This is a genomic window from Pseudoalteromonas sp. APC 3893 (genome assembly GCF_030408095.1).
Classification (GTDB): Bacteria; Pseudomonadota; Gammaproteobacteria; order Enterobacterales; family Alteromonadaceae; genus Pseudoalteromonas.
On sequence record NZ_JASDCD010000001.1, the window covers coordinates 722,650 to 745,300 of the forward strand.

General features: G+C 39.8%; 18 protein-coding genes and 1 pseudogene. 14 read left to right on the forward strand and 5 right to left on the reverse strand.

The genetic code is table 11. From position 1 onward, the window contains the following. The first annotated feature begins 7 nt into the window (after positions 1-7). The 3 genes from bioD to htpX all read left to right on the forward strand — a co-directional run bounded on the left by bioD (position 8) and on the right by htpX (position 3,456). Entirely contained in the window at positions 8-691 is a 684-nt protein-coding gene (gene bioD, locus QMA12_RS03305) for a dethiobiotin synthase (protein ID WP_290208516.1), read from the forward strand. Between the two features lie 108 nt (positions 692-799). Further along, positions 800-2,368: an FAD-dependent oxidoreductase gene (locus QMA12_RS03310; protein ID WP_087532255.1), complete on the forward strand. Its 1,569-nt coding sequence runs from the start codon at positions 800-802 to the stop codon at positions 2,366-2,368. A gap of 224 nt (positions 2,369-2,592) precedes the next feature. Further along, a complete protein-coding gene (gene htpX, locus QMA12_RS03315) occupies positions 2,593-3,456 on the forward strand; it encodes a protease HtpX (protein WP_290208515.1) in 864 nt (287 codons plus the stop codon). A gap of 159 nt (positions 3,457-3,615) precedes the next feature. Here htpX and QMA12_RS03320 read toward each other — a convergent pair whose 3' ends face one another. Together QMA12_RS03320 and gloA are read right to left on the reverse strand one after the other, a co-directional pair. Then, positions 3,616-4,011, reverse strand: a complete 396-nt coding sequence (locus tag QMA12_RS03320; protein ID WP_290208514.1) for a hypothetical protein — start codon at positions 4,009-4,011, stop codon at positions 3,616-3,618. A 94-nt stretch (positions 4,012-4,105) separates the two neighbouring features. Further along, positions 4,106-4,633, reverse strand: coding sequence for a lactoylglutathione lyase (gene gloA, locus QMA12_RS03325; RefSeq protein ID WP_290208513.1), 528 nt, complete (start codon positions 4,631-4,633; stop codon positions 4,106-4,108). A 200-nt stretch (positions 4,634-4,833) separates the two neighbouring features. Between gloA and QMA12_RS03330 the strand changes: the two genes are divergently transcribed. After that, positions 4,834-5,241 (forward strand): DUF302 domain-containing protein, encoded by a 408-nt coding sequence (locus tag QMA12_RS03330; protein ID WP_290208512.1) that lies wholly within the window; start codon positions 4,834-4,836, stop codon positions 5,239-5,241. A gap of 121 nt (positions 5,242-5,362) precedes the next feature. Beyond that, positions 5,363-5,857 carry a YetF domain-containing protein gene (locus QMA12_RS03335; protein ID WP_087532251.1) on the forward strand — a complete coding sequence of 165 codons (495 nt, stop codon included), beginning with the start codon at positions 5,363-5,365 and terminating at the stop codon, positions 5,855-5,857. 64 nt (positions 5,858-5,921) lie between these two features. On the opposite strand, the gene QMA12_RS03340 is transcribed toward QMA12_RS03335, so the two are convergent. Then, on the reverse strand, positions 5,922-6,542 hold the full coding sequence (locus tag QMA12_RS03340) for a trimeric intracellular cation channel family protein (protein WP_087532250.1): 621 nt from the start codon (positions 6,540-6,542) through the stop codon (positions 5,922-5,924). A gap of 406 nt (positions 6,543-6,948) precedes the next feature. Here QMA12_RS03340 and QMA12_RS03345 point away from each other — a divergent pair. Continuing rightward, positions 6,949-7,167, forward strand: a pseudogene (locus tag QMA12_RS03345) (cold shock domain-containing protein); the annotation flags it as partial. A gap of 284 nt (positions 7,168-7,451) precedes the next feature. Here the strand turns inward: QMA12_RS03345 and QMA12_RS03350 are convergent. Next, the gene (locus tag QMA12_RS03350) at positions 7,452-8,066 is read right to left on the reverse strand and encodes a GntR family transcriptional regulator (protein ID WP_087532248.1); all 615 of its coding nucleotides are present in this window, start codon (positions 8,064-8,066) and stop codon (positions 7,452-7,454) included. A 105-nt stretch (positions 8,067-8,171) separates the two neighbouring features. Beyond that, complete coding sequence (locus QMA12_RS03355; RefSeq protein ID WP_290208510.1) at positions 8,172-10,508, reverse strand: beta-galactosidase; 2,337 nt, start codon at positions 10,506-10,508, stop codon at positions 8,172-8,174. A gap of 326 nt (positions 10,509-10,834) precedes the next feature. Between QMA12_RS03355 and QMA12_RS03360 the strand changes: the two genes are divergently transcribed. From QMA12_RS03360 to QMA12_RS03395, 8 genes are all read left to right on the forward strand, one after another. After that, positions 10,835-12,430 carry an MFS transporter gene (locus QMA12_RS03360; protein WP_290208509.1) on the forward strand — a complete coding sequence of 532 codons (1,596 nt, stop codon included), beginning with the start codon at positions 10,835-10,837 and terminating at the stop codon, positions 12,428-12,430. Beyond that, positions 12,427-13,365 carry a sugar kinase gene (locus QMA12_RS03365; protein ID WP_290208508.1) on the forward strand — a complete coding sequence of 313 codons (939 nt, stop codon included), beginning with the start codon at positions 12,427-12,429 and terminating at the stop codon, positions 13,363-13,365. The genes QMA12_RS03360 and QMA12_RS03365 overlap by 4 nt, the downstream gene beginning before the upstream one ends. A 9-nt stretch (positions 13,366-13,374) precedes the next feature. Further along, positions 13,375-14,463 carry a family 43 glycosylhydrolase gene (locus QMA12_RS03370; RefSeq protein ID WP_087532244.1) on the forward strand — a complete coding sequence of 363 codons (1,089 nt, stop codon included), beginning with the start codon at positions 13,375-13,377 and terminating at the stop codon, positions 14,461-14,463. 11 nt (positions 14,464-14,474) lie between these two features. Beyond that, entirely contained in the window at positions 14,475-15,530 is a 1,056-nt protein-coding gene (locus QMA12_RS03375) for a UDP-glucose--hexose-1-phosphate uridylyltransferase (protein WP_290208507.1), read from the forward strand. After that, the gene (galK, locus tag QMA12_RS03380) at positions 15,527-16,681 is read left to right on the forward strand and encodes a galactokinase (protein WP_290208505.1); all 1,155 of its coding nucleotides are present in this window, start codon (positions 15,527-15,529) and stop codon (positions 16,679-16,681) included. Before QMA12_RS03375 ends, galK begins: the two co-directional genes overlap by 4 nt. A 10-nt stretch (positions 16,682-16,691) precedes the next feature. Then, complete coding sequence (galE, locus tag QMA12_RS03385; protein WP_290208504.1) at positions 16,692-17,717, forward strand: UDP-glucose 4-epimerase GalE; 1,026 nt, start codon at positions 16,692-16,694, stop codon at positions 17,715-17,717. Between the two features lie 5 nt (positions 17,718-17,722). Next, the gene (locus tag QMA12_RS03390) at positions 17,723-18,700 is read left to right on the forward strand and encodes an aldose epimerase family protein (protein WP_290208503.1); all 978 of its coding nucleotides are present in this window, start codon (positions 17,723-17,725) and stop codon (positions 18,698-18,700) included. Positions 18,701-18,986: 286 nt separating this feature from the next. After that, a complete protein-coding gene (locus QMA12_RS03395) occupies positions 18,987-22,445 on the forward strand; it encodes a TonB-dependent receptor (RefSeq protein WP_290208502.1) in 3,459 nt (1,152 codons plus the stop codon). The last annotated feature ends 206 nt before the right edge of the window (positions 22,446-22,651 follow it).

A 22,651-nucleotide genomic window follows, 5' to 3' on the forward strand; every position in this document is an offset into this window, starting at 1 on the left:
CAAATTTATGAAACAATTTTTTATCACTGGTACTGATACCGATGCAGGTAAAACCCACGTTACCAGCTTGCTATTAAAACTACTTGCTCAGCATAAAAAAAATGCCATCGGTTTTAAGCCACTAGCAGCTGGGTGCGAAATGGCATTTGATCAACTGGTCAATGCTGATGCGTTGATGCTGATGGAAAGTGCAACAGTCAGTGCAAAATATGATGTAATAAACCCCTTTGCATTTGCACCGCCAATAGCGCCGCACATAGCAGCTGAGCAAGTCGGTGCGACAATCACGCTTGATAAGCTAAGTAGTGCGTATACAACACTCAAGCAACAAGGAGCAGAATACCTACTCACGGAAGGGGCTGGTGGCTGGGCATTACCAATTAATGACACCCACTACCTTTACGATTGGGTTAAATCCGAGCAACTACCCGTTATATTAGTGGTTGGTATGAAGTTAGGGTGCTTAAATCATGCATTATTGACCGCTACTCATATGCAAAGTTTGGGGATAAACTGCGTAGGCTGGATTGCTAATCAGGTAGACCCGACAATGGATGAATACCAGGCAAACCTAGATTCACTTAAAGCGCGTTTACCGTTCCCAATACTTGCTATTAGCCCATATAGTGAGCAAACACCTAAATTACAAATATATAAAACCTTACTTAATACCTTGTCACTCAATGTTTAAGTGTTAAATGACAAAATGCTGGAGTGCAAATCTTGAAATAGCCTGCCTTAGTACACATATTAAGTCTATGACTACATTGCTATTGTTACTACGGAAACGACAACGAACATGACACACCCTTTTATTCAAGGCCATGCTCAAAATACGCACGCAAAAGCCGATTTTCAAGCACACAGAAAAGCTATGCCTAAAACGCGGGTGGGTATTTTAGGTGGAGGCACTGCAGGGGCAACAATAGCAATAAGATTAGCTGCATTGGGTATATATACCACAGTTTTTGAGAAAAAAAGTTCACTGATTGATGGCCCGCCTATGTGCCATTTACATGCAGGGGGAAATTTATATCGCGAAATCCCTGATGAAGACTGCATAGAATTACTAAAACAGTGTATAGATATTTTACGCCTTTACCCTTACACAATAGATGTACGCCCTACAGTATTTGCCGTGCCGACACGAGATGACGACTCACCAGATGATTTACTCCCTCGATTAGATAAGCTTACGCAGGTTTACAAAGAGCTGATAAAGCAAGATAGCAATAACCAAGTACTCGGTGAGCCTGATGATTATTATCAGCTTTTCAGCTACGAACAAATGGTTGTACTGTCTAAAAGGCAGCAAGTCACTGAGCCCAAAACACTTGAGCAATGGATGATCCCTGTTGCAAAACACTTAGACTTAAACAAAGTTAAATACCCACTTATTGTTGCCCAAGAGTATGGCTGGAATATATTTCGTTTATCAGCCAGTGCGCAACTTGCGCTTGCACAATATGAACATGCAACGATACTGACAAACACTTACGTCAAACAGGTAACAAAGGTTATTCCAGACGGAAATGCTAAAAACCAAGCAATAAAGTGGAACATTGAATACCAAAGAGATCAAAGCCACAGCAGTGAGACCATTGAGGTTGATTACCTTATTAATGCCTGTGGGTTTCAAATCGGAGAAATCGACGATATGGTGGGTGTCGATACTAAACGTATGGTTGAGTTTAAAGCGTCGTATATTTCTCATTGGCAGGGGGCTGGTGGACAAATGCCAGAAATTATTATTTATGGTAACCGCGGCACACCCCAAGGCATGGCACAATTAACGCCATACCCTAATGGCTATTATCAAATACACGGTATGACCAATGCCATAACATTATTTAACGATGGTCTTGTTGAAACACCTGCTAATAGTGCACAGCCTAAGCTGCCACATAAATACATAAATTATATTAGTGAAGGCTGGGATAAAGCAGCGCTACAAGCACGCAGTCAAAAAGCCATTGATTACGTGGCTGAGTTTGTTCCTGCGTTTAAAAGCGCAAATATACAAAATAATGTACTGTTTGGTGGTCAGCAAATTCCAGGAGAAGACGATACACTCCGAGTAGCCGATGTGAGTTTATATTCGCACTTAAGCTATGCTCGTGCAGAAAATGTAAAGGCTTCATCAACGCTCACAGCCGCAGATGAAATTGTTGCTGAATTTACACAACTAGGCTTAGTTGGCAGTGAATCTGATATTAATCATCATCGAGTCAATCACCAATGGCCTTACTTAAAACAGAGTAATAATGAAGACATAACTCAAATGGCGCAAGTACTCGCAAAAGAACGTGGATTTCCTGTTGCGATGGCAGGTATAAATAACAGCCTAAATCTGTCTGAATCTTTCTAAATCAAGTGAAATATTACTTGATAACATGCAGTTAGCTTTTATGATTGCTAATTTCATCCCCCAAAATATTTATTATCTAAAGTGATAAATAACCCTTGCTTTATGACATAGTTTGTCACAGAATAGCGCTGACTAATGACCTAGTATGTCATTAGTCAGTGATGCTATGGCTGATCAACAATAGGTTAATCACTTAGCAATAGTCGTTATTTTGGAGAACATGTATGAAACGTGTATTTTTGTTTTTATTAACTAACCTGGCGGTTATGTTGGTATTAGGTGTTGTACTTTCAATAATAATGAGTGTGCTGGGCTTAAGCCATCGTAGTCTGGGTGGAATCTTACTGATTGCAACGGTATTTGGTTTTGGCGGCTCGTTTATTTCATTGTATATGTCGAAATGGATGGCAAAAAGATCAACCGGTGCGCAGGTTATTGAACAACCACGCAACGAAACCGAACATTGGCTAGTAAACACTGTTGCTGAGCAGGCAAAAAAAGCCGGTATTAAAATGCCTGAAGTCGCTATTTACGACAGCCCAGAGATGAACGCATTTGCAACAGGGCCGAGTAAAAATAATTCGCTGGTGGCGGTAAGTACTGGTTTGTTACATAACATGACGCAAGACCAAGCGGAAGCTGTACTCGCCCATGAGGTGTCTCATGTAGCTAATGGCGATATGGTAACGCTAACGCTGATACAAGGCGTTGTTAATACCTTTGTTATTTTTGCTGCCAAAGTATTGGCCGGTATCGTTGATAACTTTATTAATAGCGATGAAGAAGAGGGCGGCAGTAGCTGGACTTATTTTCTATTCGATATGTTATTCCAAGTGTTATTTGGTGTATTAGCCAGTGTGGTTGTGGCGCATTACAGCCGTAAACGTGAATTTGCAGCCGATAACGGCGCAGCGCAATTGGTTGGCGCAGATAAAATGCGTTCAGCGCTTGAGCGGTTAAAGCAAAACCACCCATCGCAATTAGAAGGCTCAATGATGGCCTTTGGTATTGCTAGCGGTAAAGGTATGGCAGAGTTGTTTTCATCTCACCCACCGCTTGATGCGCGCATAGACGCACTTCGTAAATAATTATGTAAATTAGTAAATATACTAAGCCAGCTTAAGCTGGCTTTTTTTGAGATAGTGAAAAAATAAGAATTAGTGGCTATACCTATTTAGAGTATTTAGTGCAATTGCCTAATTCGATTTAATGAGCTTAGATTATATATCTAATACTTAATGTGATAGTCACTCATTAGCACAAGTTCTCATTATGCTTAGCCAATTAGGAATATTTGAGTTACCTATTTCTCCCATTCCATAGGCATTTACTGTAGATACATCACTTGTTACTTTCAAAACTTCAATAAATAAGTAGTAATAGTTGTCATAATTGACGGTTATTTCAGCAACCCCCAAGTCTGAATATATATTGGTATAAGTAGCATTTGAGAAATTAATCTTTTGCTTCTCTGCTTTCTCATCCCAACATTTTATTAGAGTTTGATAGTTAGCGTTAAAAGTTAAACTATCTTCTTTTATATCAGGAGAATAACGAAGGGCATCCTTATTATCTCTTGGAATGGTCACCATTGAACTACAACCTCCCAGAAAAATGGCGAATACAATTATTACTCTTAACATTTCACTTCCCTTATGTTTTTTTCCATGAAATTTAGCCTAATATTAAAGTAAAATATTAGGCTAAAGTTAGTTATAAAACTATAGTTGATTTATGTTATTGAGAAATAATAATATCGGTAATGCCCTCCGGTGACAGTATTTCAATCCAATATCCGTCTGGGTCTTTAATAAAAGCTAAGCCTTTCATCGAGCCATCATCTGGTTTTTTAACAAATTCTACATTAAACTTGGCAAAGCGTTCACACGCTGCGTACACATCAGGAACGCTAATACCAATATGGCCAAAACCTTTAGGTTCCTCATTACCACTTACATAACCCGTAAAGTTATCATCGTTTTCAGTGCCCCAATTATGAGTCAGCTCAATAAGTGCAGGGCGGCCAAATACCCACTCGGTCTTTTCTTTATCATCACCTTTTGGCATCTCTTGTTCATAACCTAAAAAGTACAGTGTAAATTTCATCGCAGGGAAGTCATACTTACCTAGTAGCTTCATACCTAATATGTTTTCATAAAATTCAAGCGATGGCTTGGGATCTTTAATACGCAACATAGTTTGTTGCATAACATAGCCTTTAGTGGCTTGTTCAATTTGCTCTGGGGATTCGTTATAGCTAGACATGGTAACCCTTACTGAAAATTATAAAGCGGAATAAATAATTATTGACCCATCATAATCAACCGTAAGATAAATTTAAACCGCTTTAAGTTATTCGAGAGTAACTCAACGTGTAAGAAGTAAATTTTATATAGTAAAGTGAAACTCTTTGATTTAACTTTTAAAATTGTAAATTTTAGTTACTTATATTCAAAGGAGAAAGTATGAAAACACTAAACATTATTTTTGGAATCGCATTACTCTTTGTTATTACAAATGCTAACGCAGTAGAGGGGCTAATTTCAGTAAAAAGCCCATTAAGTGCAAAAGCCACCATGAATAAGTTTGAACAGCTAGCCAAAAGCAAAGGCCTTACTATATTTGCACGAATCGACCATGCTGCAGGCGCTAAAAAAGTAAATAAAGAGCTTAACCCAACAGAAGTACTTACTTTTGGAAACCCAAAAGGCGGAACACCATTAATGCAGTGCGCTCAAACAATAGGTATCGATTTACCGCTAAAAGCACTGGTATGGGAAGACGCGCAATCGCAAGTGTGGTTAAGTTACAACGATCCTGCTTATATAGCTGAGCGCCATAACGCAGAAAATTGCCCAGCTGCTAAAAAATAAGCAAAGTATTAAACACACTCGCAACAACTACGGTTAAGCAATAAATTAAAAAATGTAAGCAAGTAATGAGCACTTTCATTAAGCGTTAAAATAGAAAAGGAGTCATTATGTTTTTGATGATATGCAGGGTTTAATACGTGTACTTATAATTGGTGTACTAGGTTATGTAGCGCTGGTGTTTTGGCTGCGTCTATCGGGCAAGCGTACGTTATCTAAATGGAACGTATTCGACTTTATAGTAACCATTGCGCTGGGTTCTATTTTAGCCTCGGTGATTATTTCAAAAAGTGTGGCGCTGCTAGAGGGCATACTCGCGTTTGTTGTGTTAATAGGGCTGCAATACTTAATTACTTGGCTAAGCGTGCGCTCCTCTAAATTTGCTTCGCTTATAAAAGCAGAGCCCACGTTGTTACTAAGTGATGGTGAATACTGCACGGCTGCACTTAAGTCGCAGCGGGTAACTAAATCAGAAATTCGCGCCGCTATTCGTGGCGCGGGTATATTGGCCATAGAAGATGTAGCCGCCGTAGTGCTAGAAACCGACGGCAGTTTTAGCGTCCTTAAGCAAAATAACAGCGGCTTAAAAACCGCGCTGAGCGATGTAAGTGGTCATTAAATAATGCCCAACAAATTATCTAAGACAGGCTGTTTACCTGCCTTAATTTGTATTAATGCCTAAGTTATTTAGCGTGCTGCTCTAATAAACTAAAGGTAGGTAGGCGCCATTTAAAGCGTATTGACGCCATACGTATTAAGTATCCCGCAACAAGGCTTACAATAATGCTGATGTTGTCATCAATATTATAATGGTGCAGCGCTAAGTATAAGCAAGCAACAAGTAACGATACACTCGCGTAAAGCTCGTTATGCAATACCAACGGTGCTTGGCGACATATTAAATCTCGCAGTAATCCACCAAATACACCGGTTACAACCGCAGCCACTGCACAAATACCATAATGCAGGCCCATATTTAGCCCAACTTGGCAGCCAATAATACTAAATGCCGCAAGCCCCAGCGCATCTAAGCGCATAAATATGCCTTTAAATTTAACTACCCATTTAGCAAGCCACGTAGTCACAATACCCGCAATACAGGTAATTAATAAATACTCTGGGTGTTGTACCCAGGTAAGCGGGTAATTACCTAGTAATATATCTCGAATGCTGCCACCGCCAATTGCCGTGGCGCTGGCTACCAGCACTACGCCAAACCAATCCATTTTCATTCGCCCAGCGCTAAGTGCGCCGGTCATGGCTTCTGCGGTAATACCAATAATATAAACAACGGTTAATAGCATGAAGTAATCACTTAAAATACGTGCGTAAAAATAAGGTGTGGATTGTATAGATAAATAAAGTAAATAACGAATGAAAAATCGTACTAAAAACGGTTGATTTAGATAGAAATAACTAATGACAAAACCGAGTGTAAACAATCTGTTAAGCTAGTGGTTGTGTGGGTATGGGTTGATATGGATTAAAGGACATTTGGCCGCAAATTATAAATAAAATAAGTTGAGTTTTAGCTGTTTTTAGCGCGTTTATTTTTAAGCTTATTTTAATGGTTAAGTTAATTAGGTGTAGCGTAAAAATTAACGCGACATGAATATTTGGTTGCACCGTCATAATTTAGGAACGTATAATAACAAATGTTAACTAAATGGAATTTGCGTAATACGCAGCTTAAGCAGAACAGGTGGATACATGAACAAAGGATTGTTAAAGTCGTGGAAAACCGATAAAGGTTTTGGTTTTATTAAATCAGACACCCTAGAACACGACACCTTTATACACATTTCAGCGCTTAAACACGTGAGCCGCAAGCCTGAAGTGGGCGATACTATTTATTTTGAAGTTGCAACACAGTCCGACGGTAAAACAAAAGCAATTAATTGCCGCATAGAAGGCGTCGCAGAGCTTAAAGTCACACCTAAATTAGTGTCCGGTTTCATTGAATCACAACAAAAAACAGCTGGCTGTTCGCTTCACATTTTAGCCAACAATTTTTTGCTGGTTAGAACGGCGTAATCACCGTCCACTGGTGCTAAGCGGTCTGACACAGCTTTACTATTTATCTTTAAAATGTCTTCTCTTAAGTGCAGCGCCTCATAATCTCTTTGTGAATAATAACTTAAAGGGGTTTAGTTGGCTTTAAAACTAAAAAAGCCGCTTTGCAGCGGCTTTGATTCAGCATAAAATTTATTTCATTACTTGATATTGTGTTTAATCGCTTTGATAGCAGTGGCGCTGTCTTGCGCTTTTAAGGCTTCAAGAATTGCGCGATGCTCGTTAACGCATTCAGAGCTTGAGGTAATACGCTTGTAGTTTAAGCGCATACGCATAACATACGGATACCAAATATTAACCAGCTCTTCGCCACCAGCTTGGTAAACTAAGTATTGGTGGAACGATATATCGATTTTTGTGACTTCAGTGTAATCTTCACGTTCAAGGGCATCTTGTAGCGAAGCTAATATATCTTCTAAGTCTGCGATATTCTGCTCAGTTAAGTTGCCGTTTAGTTCTGTAACCGCATATTCTTCGATACTTCTACGTAGTTTGATCATTAACTTTTGCAGTTTAGGATCAAGTACGCTGTTTACTGATGCACCACAGTTATTTCGTGAAATCAATAAACCTTCTTTCGTCAATTGCAGTATTACATCACGAATAGGGCCACGTGATAAGCCAAAGCGTTCTGCTAATTCTTTTTCATTTAATTTAGTTTGTGGGGGCATCTCACCAGAAATAATATCTGAACGTAGCTGTTCAGCTATTTGATCTTTTACAGATAAAATTTTTGTTGGTTTAGTTGCGGCCATATTTTTTCCTACGTTTATTTTATGCTTTGTTTTTCTTTACTTAGTGTATATAAAAAAAAGCGAATGATCTATTGTCAACACATTACAATAGACCACTATTTAAGCTTATTTTTTAAATCGGCGCTCGTACATTTCATTATTCACAGTTTTTGCTGCTTCAACCATTTCAGTATAAGGACGATCTGTGACTGTAATGAAACCAACGTTATAGTTCTCTCCATCATAAGCACGCCCAGTAATAGGTGAGTCTATGTATTGGAACCAATGAGCGCCAATGAAATATGGGTTGTCAAAGACTGATCGCATATAGTCAGTGTACATTTTTGCGCGGTCTTGTTGATTTGACGCATGGATAAGACCTGGGTGGAATAGGCCAGAGTCTAATGCGCCTACATGGAACTCACCAATAATAGTTGGCTTGTCGAATTCGCTTAAAAATTCCCATTTTTTAGGTTTAATGCCTTCTTTATATGCATTGAAGCTTATCACATCGACATGCTTTGCTGATGCTCGAACAACTTCAATTGGCATGCCCCAATCAGGAAAACGCGCGCCTAAATACAAGTGATTAGGTAAATGTTTATCCATTGCCGCATCAACTACACTAAAGTATTTGTCGGCGTAGGCGGTTAACATGATTGAAAAGTCAGCAAGTTGATCGTTGTTTTTAACATCTACTTTTACACCTTTATCAAACTCCTCCCATGAGGCTAAATTTAAATGCCACACTTGATTGAGTTCGTTTATGTCAGTGTATTTTTGTTTCATTAAACGTGAGAATTCTGCTTTAGTTGGCACCGTGGCAGCATCTCTACCTAGGGTATTAATTACGATACCATAATGGCTTTGCACTGAATCAGGGCGGCCAAAGCTTTTTTCGTTATCAATAAATACGCCCACTGCCCAAGGAGAATTTTTTACTTCTTTGGCTACGTTTTCTACTGTTATGTTGGCACGTTCAGCAAAATGCGGGTCAAATACGTCAGGCATTGCACCCCAAAAGTCATTGCCGCTTGAAACTGTTTTAAAGTCACCGATGATCCAGCCATTAGCAAAGTAGGGGACTTGTTGGTTATCGTAGTAGCTTGGATCTGTCCAGTTACCGAGTGAGGTGAATCCCCAAGTGATCATGCGCTGTAGAGTAATTTCACGCCATTTTTGCATAAAATCAGTATTGTTCTGACCATATTTGCGTTCAAGGTTCGCTGAGTAAAAGCTGTAAGTTTCGCCGTGAGCAAGTGGTCCAGAGTGAGCACTTTTACGATAGCCATAGTGTTTACCCATTGGCTCATCATAGCTTGGCAGCCATTCAAACAGATCTTTACGTACCTCTGATGCCACAAACCGGCTTGATAACGCTTCTTTATTAACTCGGTTTAAGCCTTGAGAATCTTCAGGTGTTAAACCCAATTCATTAGCACTTTTAAATAGAGACTGATCAAAATCATAGCCTGTTAATGTGGTTGAGTTTGCAAGACGGATAATGTCCAAACCGGTGGCTAAATAAAGGTAACCATCTGGGTCTACAAGAGACCATTTACCATTGTGTTTCGCAGTTCTAAAGTAGCCCGTGCCTTCTAACTTTGGACCTTGTGCCCAACCGCCGAAGCGTGAGCGATCTGCTGGACGCTGTGATAGCAACTGTTTAGCTTCTTGTTCTTTGTCAGCGATTAATTCTGCCTCAGAGTTTACTTTAGATGGAAAATCTTGTTTTGCATTTTGACCAAATTTATCAACAATATGCGTTAAAAATTCAGTATCAAATTCAGGGTTAGCACGTAAGTCGATCGATTTAATTTGTAATGCTTTATCATGTAATACGCTTTGTACGCTTAGAGATATTTTAGTAATACCTTTTAGGTTAAGGTTCTTCTTGCCCCACATTGAAGTAAATTGAATTTCATCAGACTGCCAGGTTGCTGGATTTGAACGCAAGCCTGAGGTAAAGTTAAGTTCTACATTTTCATCACCTTCAGGGGTTGCTAAGTCGTGACCATCGAGTTTTGCATAATAGGTATTAAAGCCACCTATAGGTACATTTACCGTTCGAGTGTAAGTAGCGCCGTCAATATCTGATATATCTAAATATATTTGTACTGAATGCTGGCCTGGGTTTGCAAGTTCGAAGGCAATATTGAAATCTTTATACTGGCTCCAATCCCAAGGTGTATCAGGGGTTAATGTTATGCCTGAATAGATGTTTTTCTTTGAATCAAAAGCAATATCAACAATGCCTGTTCTATTAGTAACTCTCGCACCGCGGGTATTCATTTTAACTGCTGTGTCAGCTGTATGCTGAGCATCATCTAACAAATGCAGGATGGTTGTGCTGCTCTTTGTTGTAGCGGCTGCCTCGGGCTCTGAGACGGTATTAGTCTGCTGATTACAGCCTGTTAGTACGAGTAACAGTGCTGTTACAGCTAGATTTTTTTTATATTTCATTATTGTCCAACCTTTTTTAACTATTTAACACACCATACACGAAAAATAACAAATTGAAAATTGTTAACAAAGTGCAATTTGTTTTACTGTGCTTAATTCAATCTAATTTATTGATTTTTAATAATTTAAAAGTTTAAAAAAATTATAAGCACAAATTCAATTTGCTAGTTTTTTCAAAATATATGTTGCATACGAGTTAATTATGAAATAACCTCAAATGAATCGCTCATGGTTAATTGTTAACAATTTAAAGGCCAAACTCCATTGCCGTTAATTTTTCAATTAATACCACACACAATGATAACAACAAAATTGGATAAAGATGTATGAATGGTAGCAACCGTAATGTGTTCTTTTTCGCTTTGGTAGTCGCCTTTGGCGGCTTTATTTTTGGTTTAGATGCTGCTTTGATCTCAGGTACGGTACGTTTTGTTTCTGCTGAGTTTAATTTAACTGATATACAAATTGGTACGGTAGTGAGTGCACCTGGTTTTGGTGTTTTATTTGCGCTGTTGATCACAGGTTATATATGTAATGTATTCGGCCGTAAAAATACACTTATTGGTATTGCATTCATTTACATTTTTTCAGCTATTTCATCGGTGTTAGCGCAAAGCTACGAAGCGTTAGTCATTGCGCGTTTTATTGGTGGCTTAGCGTTTACGTCGTTATCAGTCGCGGCGATGTATATTGGTGAAGTGGCACCTGCTAAATACCGCGGCAAACTCGTTTCTATGATTCAAATAAATATTGTTGTGGGTTTATCCGCGGCGTATTTTGCGAATTACTTGCTTGTTGAGTTATCGCAAAGTAGTTATCAATGGGTTAGCACTTATGCAGTGCAAGATAATTTATGGCGTTGGATGCTAGGTGTTGAAGTTATTCCTGCAGTTATTTGGTTTTTACTGTTATTTACCATTCCACAAAGCCCTCGCTGGTTAGTTATGAAAGGCAATGAGACACGTGCTAAAGCTGTGTTATTACGCTTAACGAAAAGTAGTACTCTGGCCGCTGAGCAACTGCAAATAATAAAAACGAGCTTAACTGATTACTCAGATAGCGGTAGCTATTTAGCCTCGTTTAAACAGTTACTTGATAGTCGTGTTCGTGCAGCTGTGATTATTGCGTTAACCATTGCACTGGTACAGCAAGTAACTGGTATTAACGCCATTATGTTTTATGCGCCAACCGTGTTTGAGCAATTGGGTGTGGGGACTGATGCTGCATTTTTAAATGCGGTGTTAATTGGTTTAGTTAGTATTGTGTTTACAGTGGTGGCTATCGTTTTGATTGATAAGCTTGGCCGTAGACCGCTAGTAATTGGTGGCTTAGCAACGGCAACGTTGAGCTTATTTATGTGTTATATCGGTTTTAGTCAAGCTGAATACAGCTTATCAGCAGAGCATATTGCTGAATTTTCAAGCTTAAATACAGTGACTGGGTTAGAGCAATTAATTGGTCAGGTATATCACAGTGATGTTGAGTTTAAACGTGCGTTGGCCACGGTGTTCTCTGCAGCACAACTACAAGGTTTTGAAAGCGACTTAATTCAACGTGCAGCAACAATTAATGCTCCGCTTATTTCACTCGGTATTGCAGGCTTTATAGCAGCATTCCACTTTTCAATCGGGCCTATAATGTGGGTTATTTTTTCTGAAATATTTCCAACCCGTATCCGTGGTGTTGCCATCCCAACGTTTGCCTTTATTGCCAGTGTTGTGAGCTACTTAGTTCAGCAGTTTTTCCCTTGGCAATTAAATAACTTAGGTGCGGCGAATATCTTTTTGTTTTATAGCATTAGTGGCGTAATAGGTTTTGCTTTACTTTATAAAATTATGCCAGAGACGAAAAACAAGTCGATAGAAGAGATTGAAGAGCAGTTAGCCGGCGTATCAGCTAAAAAAGTATTGGAGGGTGTGTGAGTACTTTATTAGCGATAGGTGAATGTATGGTGGAGCTGGTTCCTCAAGGTGTCAGCGAATGTAAGCAGTCCTTTGCCGGTGATACCTATAATGCTTTAGTGTATGCAAAGCGTTTTGCACAGCAGTTAAATTGTGAATTATTTACAGCGGTTGGGGAAGACGTATTAAGTATCAACATGCTTAAAAAGTGGCAACAAGAAGGCATTAGCGCTAAACAGGTTATAAAAACCAGCAAACATAACGTGGGGATCTACGCGATATCAACAGATCAACAAGGTGAACGTAGTTTTGACTATTGGCGCGAGCAGTCAGCTGCTAAACATATGATGCAGTTGTTTGCTGCCAAACCATTTGATTTAGGTTTAGGTAAGAATGACTGGGTGTTTTTTAGTGGTATCAGTTTAGCCATTCTTGATGATAAATCAAAACAAGGACTGCTCGATTTATTAGCCAGTTTAAAACGACAAGGCTGCACCATTGCGTTTGACCCTAATTACCGTGCCCGTATGTGGCAATCAAAAGAGCATGCAATTGACTGGTTAGAGCGCGCATACCAAATCAGTGATCTCGTATTGCCTGGGCTTGATGACCACCACACCTTATTTGGTCACACGGATATTGGCGAAATAGTCCAATATTGCCAACAATTTGCTGTTAATGAAGTGGTGGTAAAAGCCGGTGATAAAGGCATGCAGGTGTTTTGCCAAAATAGTTTAGCGGCACAATGCTCATTTAATCCTGCGCCACAGCAAGTTGACAGCACCGCGGCAGGCGACTCTTTTGCCGGCACTTACTTAGCTGCCAGGATGACTCATCATGAACCACAATCCGCATTACATATAGCAGATAAAGTTGCCTCACAGGTTGTGCAACATCAAGGCGCCATTTTATCTTTAGACGTTTACCAAGCGCTTAAATTAAGCAGTGCAAAGTAAGGAATAGACATGTCCGATAATCAACAAAAATTAAGTTTAGCGAGTCTGCGAGCAATCGAAAGAGGCTATGACAGCCGGGGTCCTCAATGGTTAACCGAATTTGATGTAACACCATTAAAAGGTGACTTTGCATATCAAGAAGGCGTTATTCGTCGTGATCCATCATCAGTTTTGTATATTGAGGGTGTTTATCATTGTTGGTACACCAAAGGCGAAGGCGAAACATTAGGTTTTAATGCGAATGACCCAGAAGCAAAGGTATTTCCTTGGGATTTGACAGAAGTGTGGCACGCTACTTCAAAAGACAGTATTACGTGGCAAGAACAAGGTGTTGCCATTGCCCGTGGTGAAGCGGGTCAATACGATGATAGAGCTGTTTTTACGCCTGAGGTCTTTGCTCATTTAGGTAAGTACTATTTGGTTTATCAAACAGTTGAAACACCTTATACCAACCGTCAATATGAGCATATTGCTATCGCCCATGCGGATTCACCTTTTGGACCATGGCACAAATCGCCTGCGCCTATCGTAAGTCCAAGCAAAGATGGTGTTTGGTCTGGGGAAGAAGACAACCGCTTTGCCGTTAGTAAAAAAGGTAGTTTTGATAGTCATAAAGTACACGATCCCTGTTTAGTTTTTTTCCAAAATAAATTTTACCTGTATTACAAAGGTGAAACGCAAGGTGAGGGCATGAACTTTGGCGGGCGCGAAATAAAACATGGCGTTGCAATTGCTGATGACGTAATGGGCCCGTATGTAAAATCAGAGTTTAACCCTATCTCTAACAGTGGTCATGAAGTGGTGGTGTGGAACTTCAGAGGCGGAATTGCCAGCCTACTGACAACTGACGGTCCTGAAAAGAATACTATTCAATTTGCTAAAGACGGTATTAATTTTGAAATCATGGCACATATTAAAGGCGGGCCTGAAGCCATTGGCTTATACCGCCCAAGCAAAGGCTTTGATGAAAACCCTGCGCCAGGTCTAAGTTGGGGGCTGTGTCATAAATATGATGCTAGTTGGAATTGGAATTATATTTGCCGCTTTACACCGCGTAAGCAAGTGCTTGATGCCGGCACATTTCAAAATAGTAATTAAGGTTTGCAGTAATGAATAATCAAAATAGCCAATTTGACCCAACTGAACACCCACATCGTCGATTTAACCCTTTATTAGGGGAATCAGTATTGGTATCACCGCATCGGGCTAAGCGCCCTTGGCAGGGCCAAGAAGAGAGTGTTGATCATGAAATTAAACCCGCTTATGACGAAAATTGCTTTCTATGTAAAGGTAATACGCGCATAAACGGTGAAGTAAACCCTGATTATGAAGGGACATTTGTTTTTACCAATGACTTTGCTGCACTGCGTGAAGATGTACCTGATGTCGCGTTTGATGATCCATTATTTAGTATGCAAACTGAGCGCGGTACTGCACGAGTAATCTGCTTTTCGCCGGATCACTCGAAAACCTTGCCTGAATTGTCTTTGGCAGAAATTACCAATGTGGTTGTAACGTGGCAGCAGCAATGTAAAGAGCTATCACAGACCTACCGCTGGGTACAAGTGTTTGAAAACAAAGGCGCTGTAATGGGTTGCTCTAATCCGCACCCGCATGGACAAATTTGGGCGCAACACCAGTTACCTAGTTTAGTCGAACGCAAGCAGGCTAACTTAAAACAATACACCCAGCAGTATGGGTCAAACTTATTGCTTGATTATGCCAAACGAGAAGTGGAATTAGATGAGCGCGTTGTATGTATCAATGATGACTGGCTAGTGGTTGTGCCTTATTGGGCTGCGTGGCCATTTGAAACGCTATTATTACCGCGCTTTGCGATAACCAGAATGACTGATTTGACAACAGCTCAGCAAGTCAGCTTAGCTGGGGTGATCAAACAAATCACAGTTAAGTACGACAATTTATTTCAATGTTCATTTGCTTATTCAATGGGGTGGCATGGTGCGCCATATGATGATCAAGATGACTCATTTTGGCAATTACATGGCCAGTTTTTTCCGCCATTACTTCGCTCTGCAGCCGTTAAAAAGTTTATGGTGGGTTATGAAATGATGGCCGAAGCTCAGCGTGATATAACGCCAGAGCAAGCCGCTACCATTTTAAAACAGCAATCACTGACGCATTATAAAGAGGTGAAAAAATGAACATTGAAAGCAATGCCCGCAACGTATTTTTATCTCATTACGGACGTGATGCTGATTTTGTTGTAAAAGCACCGGGCCGAGTAAATCTAATCGGCGAACACACCGATTATAACGATGGCTTTGTACTTCCTTGCGCCATTGAATATGCCACTTATATTGCTGTAGCTCCACGGACAGATAACATGGTGAATGTGTTAGCACTTGATTGTAACAACGAAATTGACAGCTTTGTGCTAGGCCAAGAAGTAGCTCATCACCCAAGTCAAAGTTGGAGCAATTATGTGCGCGGTGTGGTTGATGAATTACAAAAACGCGGTCATATGTTGTCGGGCTGTGATATTTGCATTACAGGCAATGTGCCGCAAGGGGCCGGATTAAGTTCTTCGGCCGCCTTGGAAGTCGGTGTTGCTTATGCCTTTAACCATTTATGTGATTTATTTATTGAACGTAAAGAAATCGCTAAAATTGGTCAAGCGGCTGAGAACAATTTTGTAGGTTGCAACTGCGGCATTATGGATCAATTAATTTCCGCGTGCGGTCAACAAGGTCAAGCTTTAGGAATTGATTGCCAGTCTTTAGATTTAATTGAAGTGAGCATTAATGCAGGCATGACCATCATGATGATCAATTCAAATGTAAAACGTGGTTTAGTTGATAGCGAATACAATTTACGCCGCGAACAATGCTATGACGGTGCAAAAGCATTTTCAAAACCAAGTCTGCGCCATGTCTCTATTGAAGAATATGAAGCAAATAAAGCGCAGTTAGATGAGCAAGTTGCAAAGCGTGTTGAGCATATAGTGTATGAAAACGCGCGGACGCTATCGGCAATGCAAGCCTTCACAAATAATGATATTGCTACGTTAAGTAAGCTGATGGCACAAAGCCATCAGTCTATGCGCGATTTGTTTGAAATCACCACACCAGAAATAGATACCCTCGTGGAAATTATTAACAGTGTATTGGGGAACAAAGGTGGAGTACGTATGACTGGTGGTGGCTTTGGCGGTTGTGTGGTTGCGTTTGTACCAAATTGTATGGTCGAAGAGGTTAGTGCGGCAATTGAAGCTAATTATCAGCAACAAACCGGTATAAAAGAAACTATTTATACCAGTTTACCTGCATCAGGCGTGTCAGTAATTAGAGCATAAGGGTGGTTAAATGAAAAAAGTACTTGTCACTGGTGGTGCCGGATATATTGGCAGTCATACTGTATTGAGCTTATTACACAGTGGTTTTGAGGTGGTTGTTATTGATGATTTGAGTAACTCAAGTCGTGAATCACTAATAAGAGTCGAAAAGCTAGCACAAAAAAAAGTAGAGTTTATTCATGCAAATTTACTGGATAAAGATAAACTCAAAGCGACATTTGACGCCCACGATTTTAGCTCTGTAATTCATTTTGCAGGTTTAAAAGCGGTGGGTGAATCAATGCAAAAACCATTGAGCTATTACCAAAACAATTTGATATCAACACTTAATTTATGTCAATGCATGGCAGAATTTAATGTTAATAAACTGGTGTTTAGTTCATCAGCAACAGTTTATGGTGAAGATGCAAAACCACCTTATACTGAAGAACTCCCGCTGAACCGCGCATCAAGTCCTTATGGGCAAACCAAAGTCATGATTGAGCAAATGCTGCAAGATATTGTAAAGGCCAGTACATTACAGGTAGCAAGTCTACGTTACTTCAATCCTATTGGTGCTGACAAAAGTGGTTTAATTGGCGAAGACCCATTGGGTATTCCAAATAATTTGATGCCTTTTATCGCGCAAGTAGCAGTTGGTAAACGTGACAAACTATCTATTTTCGGGGGCGATTACCCAACTGAAGATGGCACTTGTGAGCGTGATTATATTCATGTAAGTGACTTAGCCAATGGCCATGTTAAAGCACTGCAGTGGTTAAACCTTCAACAACAACCCATTTATGAAGCATTTAACTTAGGCACGGGCAGTCCATTTTCAGTATTAGCTATTGTGAAGAGCTTTATAAAACATACAGGTGTTGATATCCCGTTTGAAATGGCTCCTAGACGCAGCGGTGATTTACCTGCATTTTGGGCACAGTCTAGTAAAGCAGAGTCATTACTTAACTGGCAATGTCAGTACACCTTGGCTGATATGATGAAAGATACATGGCACTGGCAAAGTAAAAATCCACAAGGTTTTTTAAGCGAGTAACAGTGATGCAGACAATTACGCTTAAACAGCACAACGGCTTAAACGTGACTTTAAGTAGCTATGGCGCCACTATTCGAAGCATTGAGGCGCCTAATGGTGATCACCTTGCCCTGTGTTATGAAAATGAAGACGATTGGCGCAGCAATGCTGCTTATTTAGGTTCTACGGTGGGTCGTGTTGCTAATCGCATTGCTGGCAGTAAATATCTCGGTGAAAAACGTGTTGTTAATCTCGTTGCTAATGAGGGCGCTAACCAATTACATGGTGGTAAAAAGGGCTTGAGCCATGTTGACTGGCAAGTTCTCGAGCACGATATCGACAACAATAGAGTGGTTTTTCGTTATGTTAGCCCTGACAACGATCAAGGTTTTCCAGGTCGTGTTGAATTTATTGTCAAGTATCAGCTTATTGATAACCAGTTGATGATCACACTGCACGGTGCTCCGAGTGAAATCACGCCACTTAGTTTAACCAACCATATCTATTGGAACTTAGCGCTAAGTAAACAGCACGATATTACTGAGCACTTTGTGAAATTACCGGCAAGATTACGACTATTAAAAAATCAGCAAAATATTGCAAGTGGTGAATTTGCAAATGTTTATAACAGTCATTATGACTTTGCAGAGTTTACTAAGCTAGGCTCAGTTTTAACTGACAACGGCTTCGACGATTATTACTTATTAGACCCGCAAGGGTCCAAGCGATTACAACTTCACGGCTCTATTGTAAATAAAGCAACCGGCTATCAAGTTGATATATACTCAACTGCACCGGGTTGTCAGTTTTACACCGGGTTTTACCTTGACCCGCAATATAAGCACCTTGATGGCCAACAATTTGGCCCTTATATGGGACTGTGTATTGAGCCACATGAATTACCGAATGCAGTCAATCATCCGCACTTTCTAAGTACGCTTTACGCACCAGAGAAACCGTATTATCAGCAAATTAAATTTGAGATCCATTTGCCATCCGAATAAATAAGCTTATACCTAATCTTTATTGGTTCGTTTTCTCAGAGCTGTTATTGTTCGCAAAAAAGTATTAATAACATAGGCACTAGCAGTTAAAAAGTTTGCTTCTTACTGATTTGATTAATTCAGTATATAACGCAAAGGCAGGCAGTGATGGCTCTATACATAATTAACCCTCTATTAAAATTTCAAGATTGTTAACAAAATACAGTTGACAATGATTTGCTAATCATATTATTGTTTACAAAATGATAACCTGACAACATAATAAAACCTTCAATGGGGAACACACATGAAAACCATCAACAGTGTATTTAAACTCAGTGCTATAACCGCAGCATTATTGACAACTCAATTTGCTTATTCTCAGCAAGAAGAAAAAGTTAAAAAGGCCGAGGAGGATATTGAAGTAATCGAAGTCAGTGGCTTAGCGGCCAGTGTTAAAAAATCGATAAACGATAAACGCTTTGCAGAAAATGTTGTTGATTCAATCAACGCAGAAGATATCGGTAAATCAACCGACCAAAATATTGCAGATGCGTTATCGCGAGTAACAGGTGTTTCTGTACAGTCTGTTGATGGGCAAGGTTCACGAATTTCTGTACGTGGTGCAAATTCACAACAAAATAATATTAGTATGAATGGTGTACAACTTGGCTCAACAGGAAATAGCCAAGGTGTAGATTTATCACAATATTCGTCTGATATTTTATCTAAAATTGAAGTTGTAAAAACTCCAAGTGCTGACCATGAAGAAGGGTCTTTAGGTGCTAATATTAATTTAACCACCACTAAACCTTTAGATTTAAGCTATGAAATAGCCACCATGACTTTAGAAGGTCGGTATAACGACTTATCAGAACAAGATAACTATAAAATATCAGGCACGCTCTCTAAAAAGTTCTTTGATGAAACCTTTGGTGTTGTTATCACAGGCGTAAAAGAAACCAACTCATTTCGAAAAGATCAATACTCAGCAATCGATTGGTTTGCAATTACATCGCCTCTGGCTACCAATACTCAGGGCGATGTTGTTGAAAATGTATCAGGTATTGCACCTAGAACAACAGCTTACCAGTATTTTGAAAACAGCCAAGACCGTGCCAATGTTAACTTAGGCCTGCAATGGTTGATGAGTGAAAACACTGAGTTTAATTTTAATGCAAATGTAAGCCAGCAGAATATTGATAATTCGATGCATGGTATAAGAACTCGTTTTTTAGAACATAAAAACCTAGTTGAAGGCGAAGATCCTGGGCTTGCAAATGGCCCCGCTGAATATACTGATCCTGAAGCAAGTTGGCGTACAATTGATGAAGAATCAAATACTTTCACAAAATTTGTGAATCGCTTTGGCGCTGGTGATTTAACTCAATCTGAATCTGAATTTGATAACAAAAGTAACGTATTTTCGTTAGATATGACTCACCACTTCTCAGACCGCCTTGAAATGGACGCGGGCATTGGTTATTCAAAAGCTGAGCAAGTGCCTAAAAATTCAGTATTTGTAGGCATGCAAAACTATCAAAATATCAATGCATTTATTCTCAAAGGTGTACCACCAGAGGACATTGAGCCTGTTGGCTATGATTGTACTTCAGGCCCGTGTAAATTGGTTTCAGGTACTAGCAATATTGATTATGGTGAAAATGATACCTTTGGTGATCCACTCAACGTGTGGGATAACTATGGTACAACAGGTTTCAACCCTGATGAACTAAGAGCGCAACATTTAAGTTACATGACCAGAACATTAAACCGTGTTGAAGATGAGCAAAAATCAGCATTTGTAGATTTTGATTATATATTAGATTCTAATAATTTCCGTTCAGTTGAGTTTGGTGCAAAGTGGTCAAACCGCACCAAATATGTTGACGCGCAACAAGGCTTTTTTAACTCGGTTGCAGAAGGGGTTGTAGTAATGAACCCGTATACAGGCCAGCCTACAGTGCTTGGTAGTGGCCTGCGTGATATTACCGGTGAAATGGTCACTACTGGCGAAGAGTTTCCTGTAGATGACTTTATGGCTGGTCTTGGCTATGGTCGCGACAATATTACTGACGGTTGGTCACGGTTTTCAGCATTTAAAGCGTTTGAGGTAGCTCAAGGTGCATCAGATGTTGAATTTAATATTGATGACTCAAAAACGCGCAATGCTGAGCTTGATAATTTAGCGTTATATACAAAATTAAACTTTGAGCTAATGGATGGCCGCATTACCGGTGATGTAGGTGTTCGCTATGTAAGAACAACTGTAGAAGTACAAGGGGCGTCAGGTATTCAGTTTGCATCAGATCCAAATAACGTTGGTCGTTTGCAGGACCCGTTCAAACTGGAAGAGCTACGCGATACGAGTTTACCTTTATGTAGCGACATCGATTTCTATGGTAATAACTTTAACGATGATGTTCGTTGGTCTCGTGTTGATGGACTTGGTTATGACACTATGGGTACTGATGATAAGCGTGATGATGTAGCGCTGCCTGATCAAGGCCCATGTCATGACCCAAGAGCACTACAAGGCAACCCACAACAAACTGCTTGGTGGTTATGGCGTCATTCTGATGTATCTACAGAGCGGTATTACACTTATGGTGAGCGCAAATTTGATGAAAATGGTAACTTGCTCGCGACAGAAGATAGAAGCAAACGCTCATTTAAAGTAACGGGTGAGCATGAGTATGATTTGTTTTTACCAAGCTTAAACATCAATTATATACATGATGAAGATACGATTATTCGTTTTGCAACCTCAAAAACCATGGCGCGTCCGCAAATCGATTCTCTTCGCCCAGGCTTTACCGTAAACGAAACACAATGGGGTGGAGATAACCGTAATAACTGGATTCAATTAACGAACCCTCAACTTGATCCTCTTGAATCAATTAACTTTGATTTATCTTATGAATGGTATTTTAATGATTCAGGCTTACTAGCCGCAACCTTGTTCTATAAAGATATGACAAACTTTGAAGAATCAGAAACAGTTGTTACCTACATGGATGATTTACGTGAAGTTGGTTTAACAGAAGGAGAAGTATACGACCCGAATGATCTTGTACTTATTGCAGGTCAAGATAGTTTAGAAGGCTGTATGCCAAAACGCTTCCAAGGTGATGCCGAATTCCAACAGGATTGGTTATACTCTGGTGATTTAGAGCAAATGTGTGCCAAATTTAATACCACACGAATTAAAAATGGTAAGGGTGCAAGCATTAAGGGCCTTGAGCTGCAGTACATGCAAACCTACGACGACTTACCAGGAATTTGGTCTGGTCTAGGGGTGCAAGCAAACTATACGTTCCAAGACTCAGAGTATGAGCAAGAAGTATCATCTATTGATGATGATGTGAAATTGCCATCATTGGCCGTCGCTTATACACCAGAGCACAGCTATAACTTAACAGCTTTCTGGGAAAAAAATGGTCACCAATTGCGTTTAGCGTATCAAGGTACAACCGACCAGTTAGTACAACGCTCATGGGAAAATGGTTCTTTATGGGAAGAGGGGCGTCAGACACTTGATTTTTCAGCAACATATAAAGTAAACAACAATATTTCTGTATCGCTGCAAGTTGCTAACTTAACAGATGAAGGTGTTCGCCAATACTTTACCAGTCGCTTTTTATCAGCGGGTGGCGAAACATTTGCAGAAGGCAGCCCACTTGATGGTGATGCAACGCGTTCACGCACGGTCTATAACTACCATACTGGGCGTACATTTAGATTAAACACTCGTATTAACTTTTAAAAACTTATGGCTCACAGCTTTGCTGTGAGCCTATTAAACAAAAAAAATTGCTACAAATTTAACCCTGAAGTTCAACATCTCCTAACCTTTTGGAGATTTTGGAAGCAACTATTACAATTTCATAGTCGTAACCAACCTTTTCAAGTATTAGTTTTATCTGTGCTACATATGATTCAGAAAACACTTAGTCGATATTTTGGTATAGG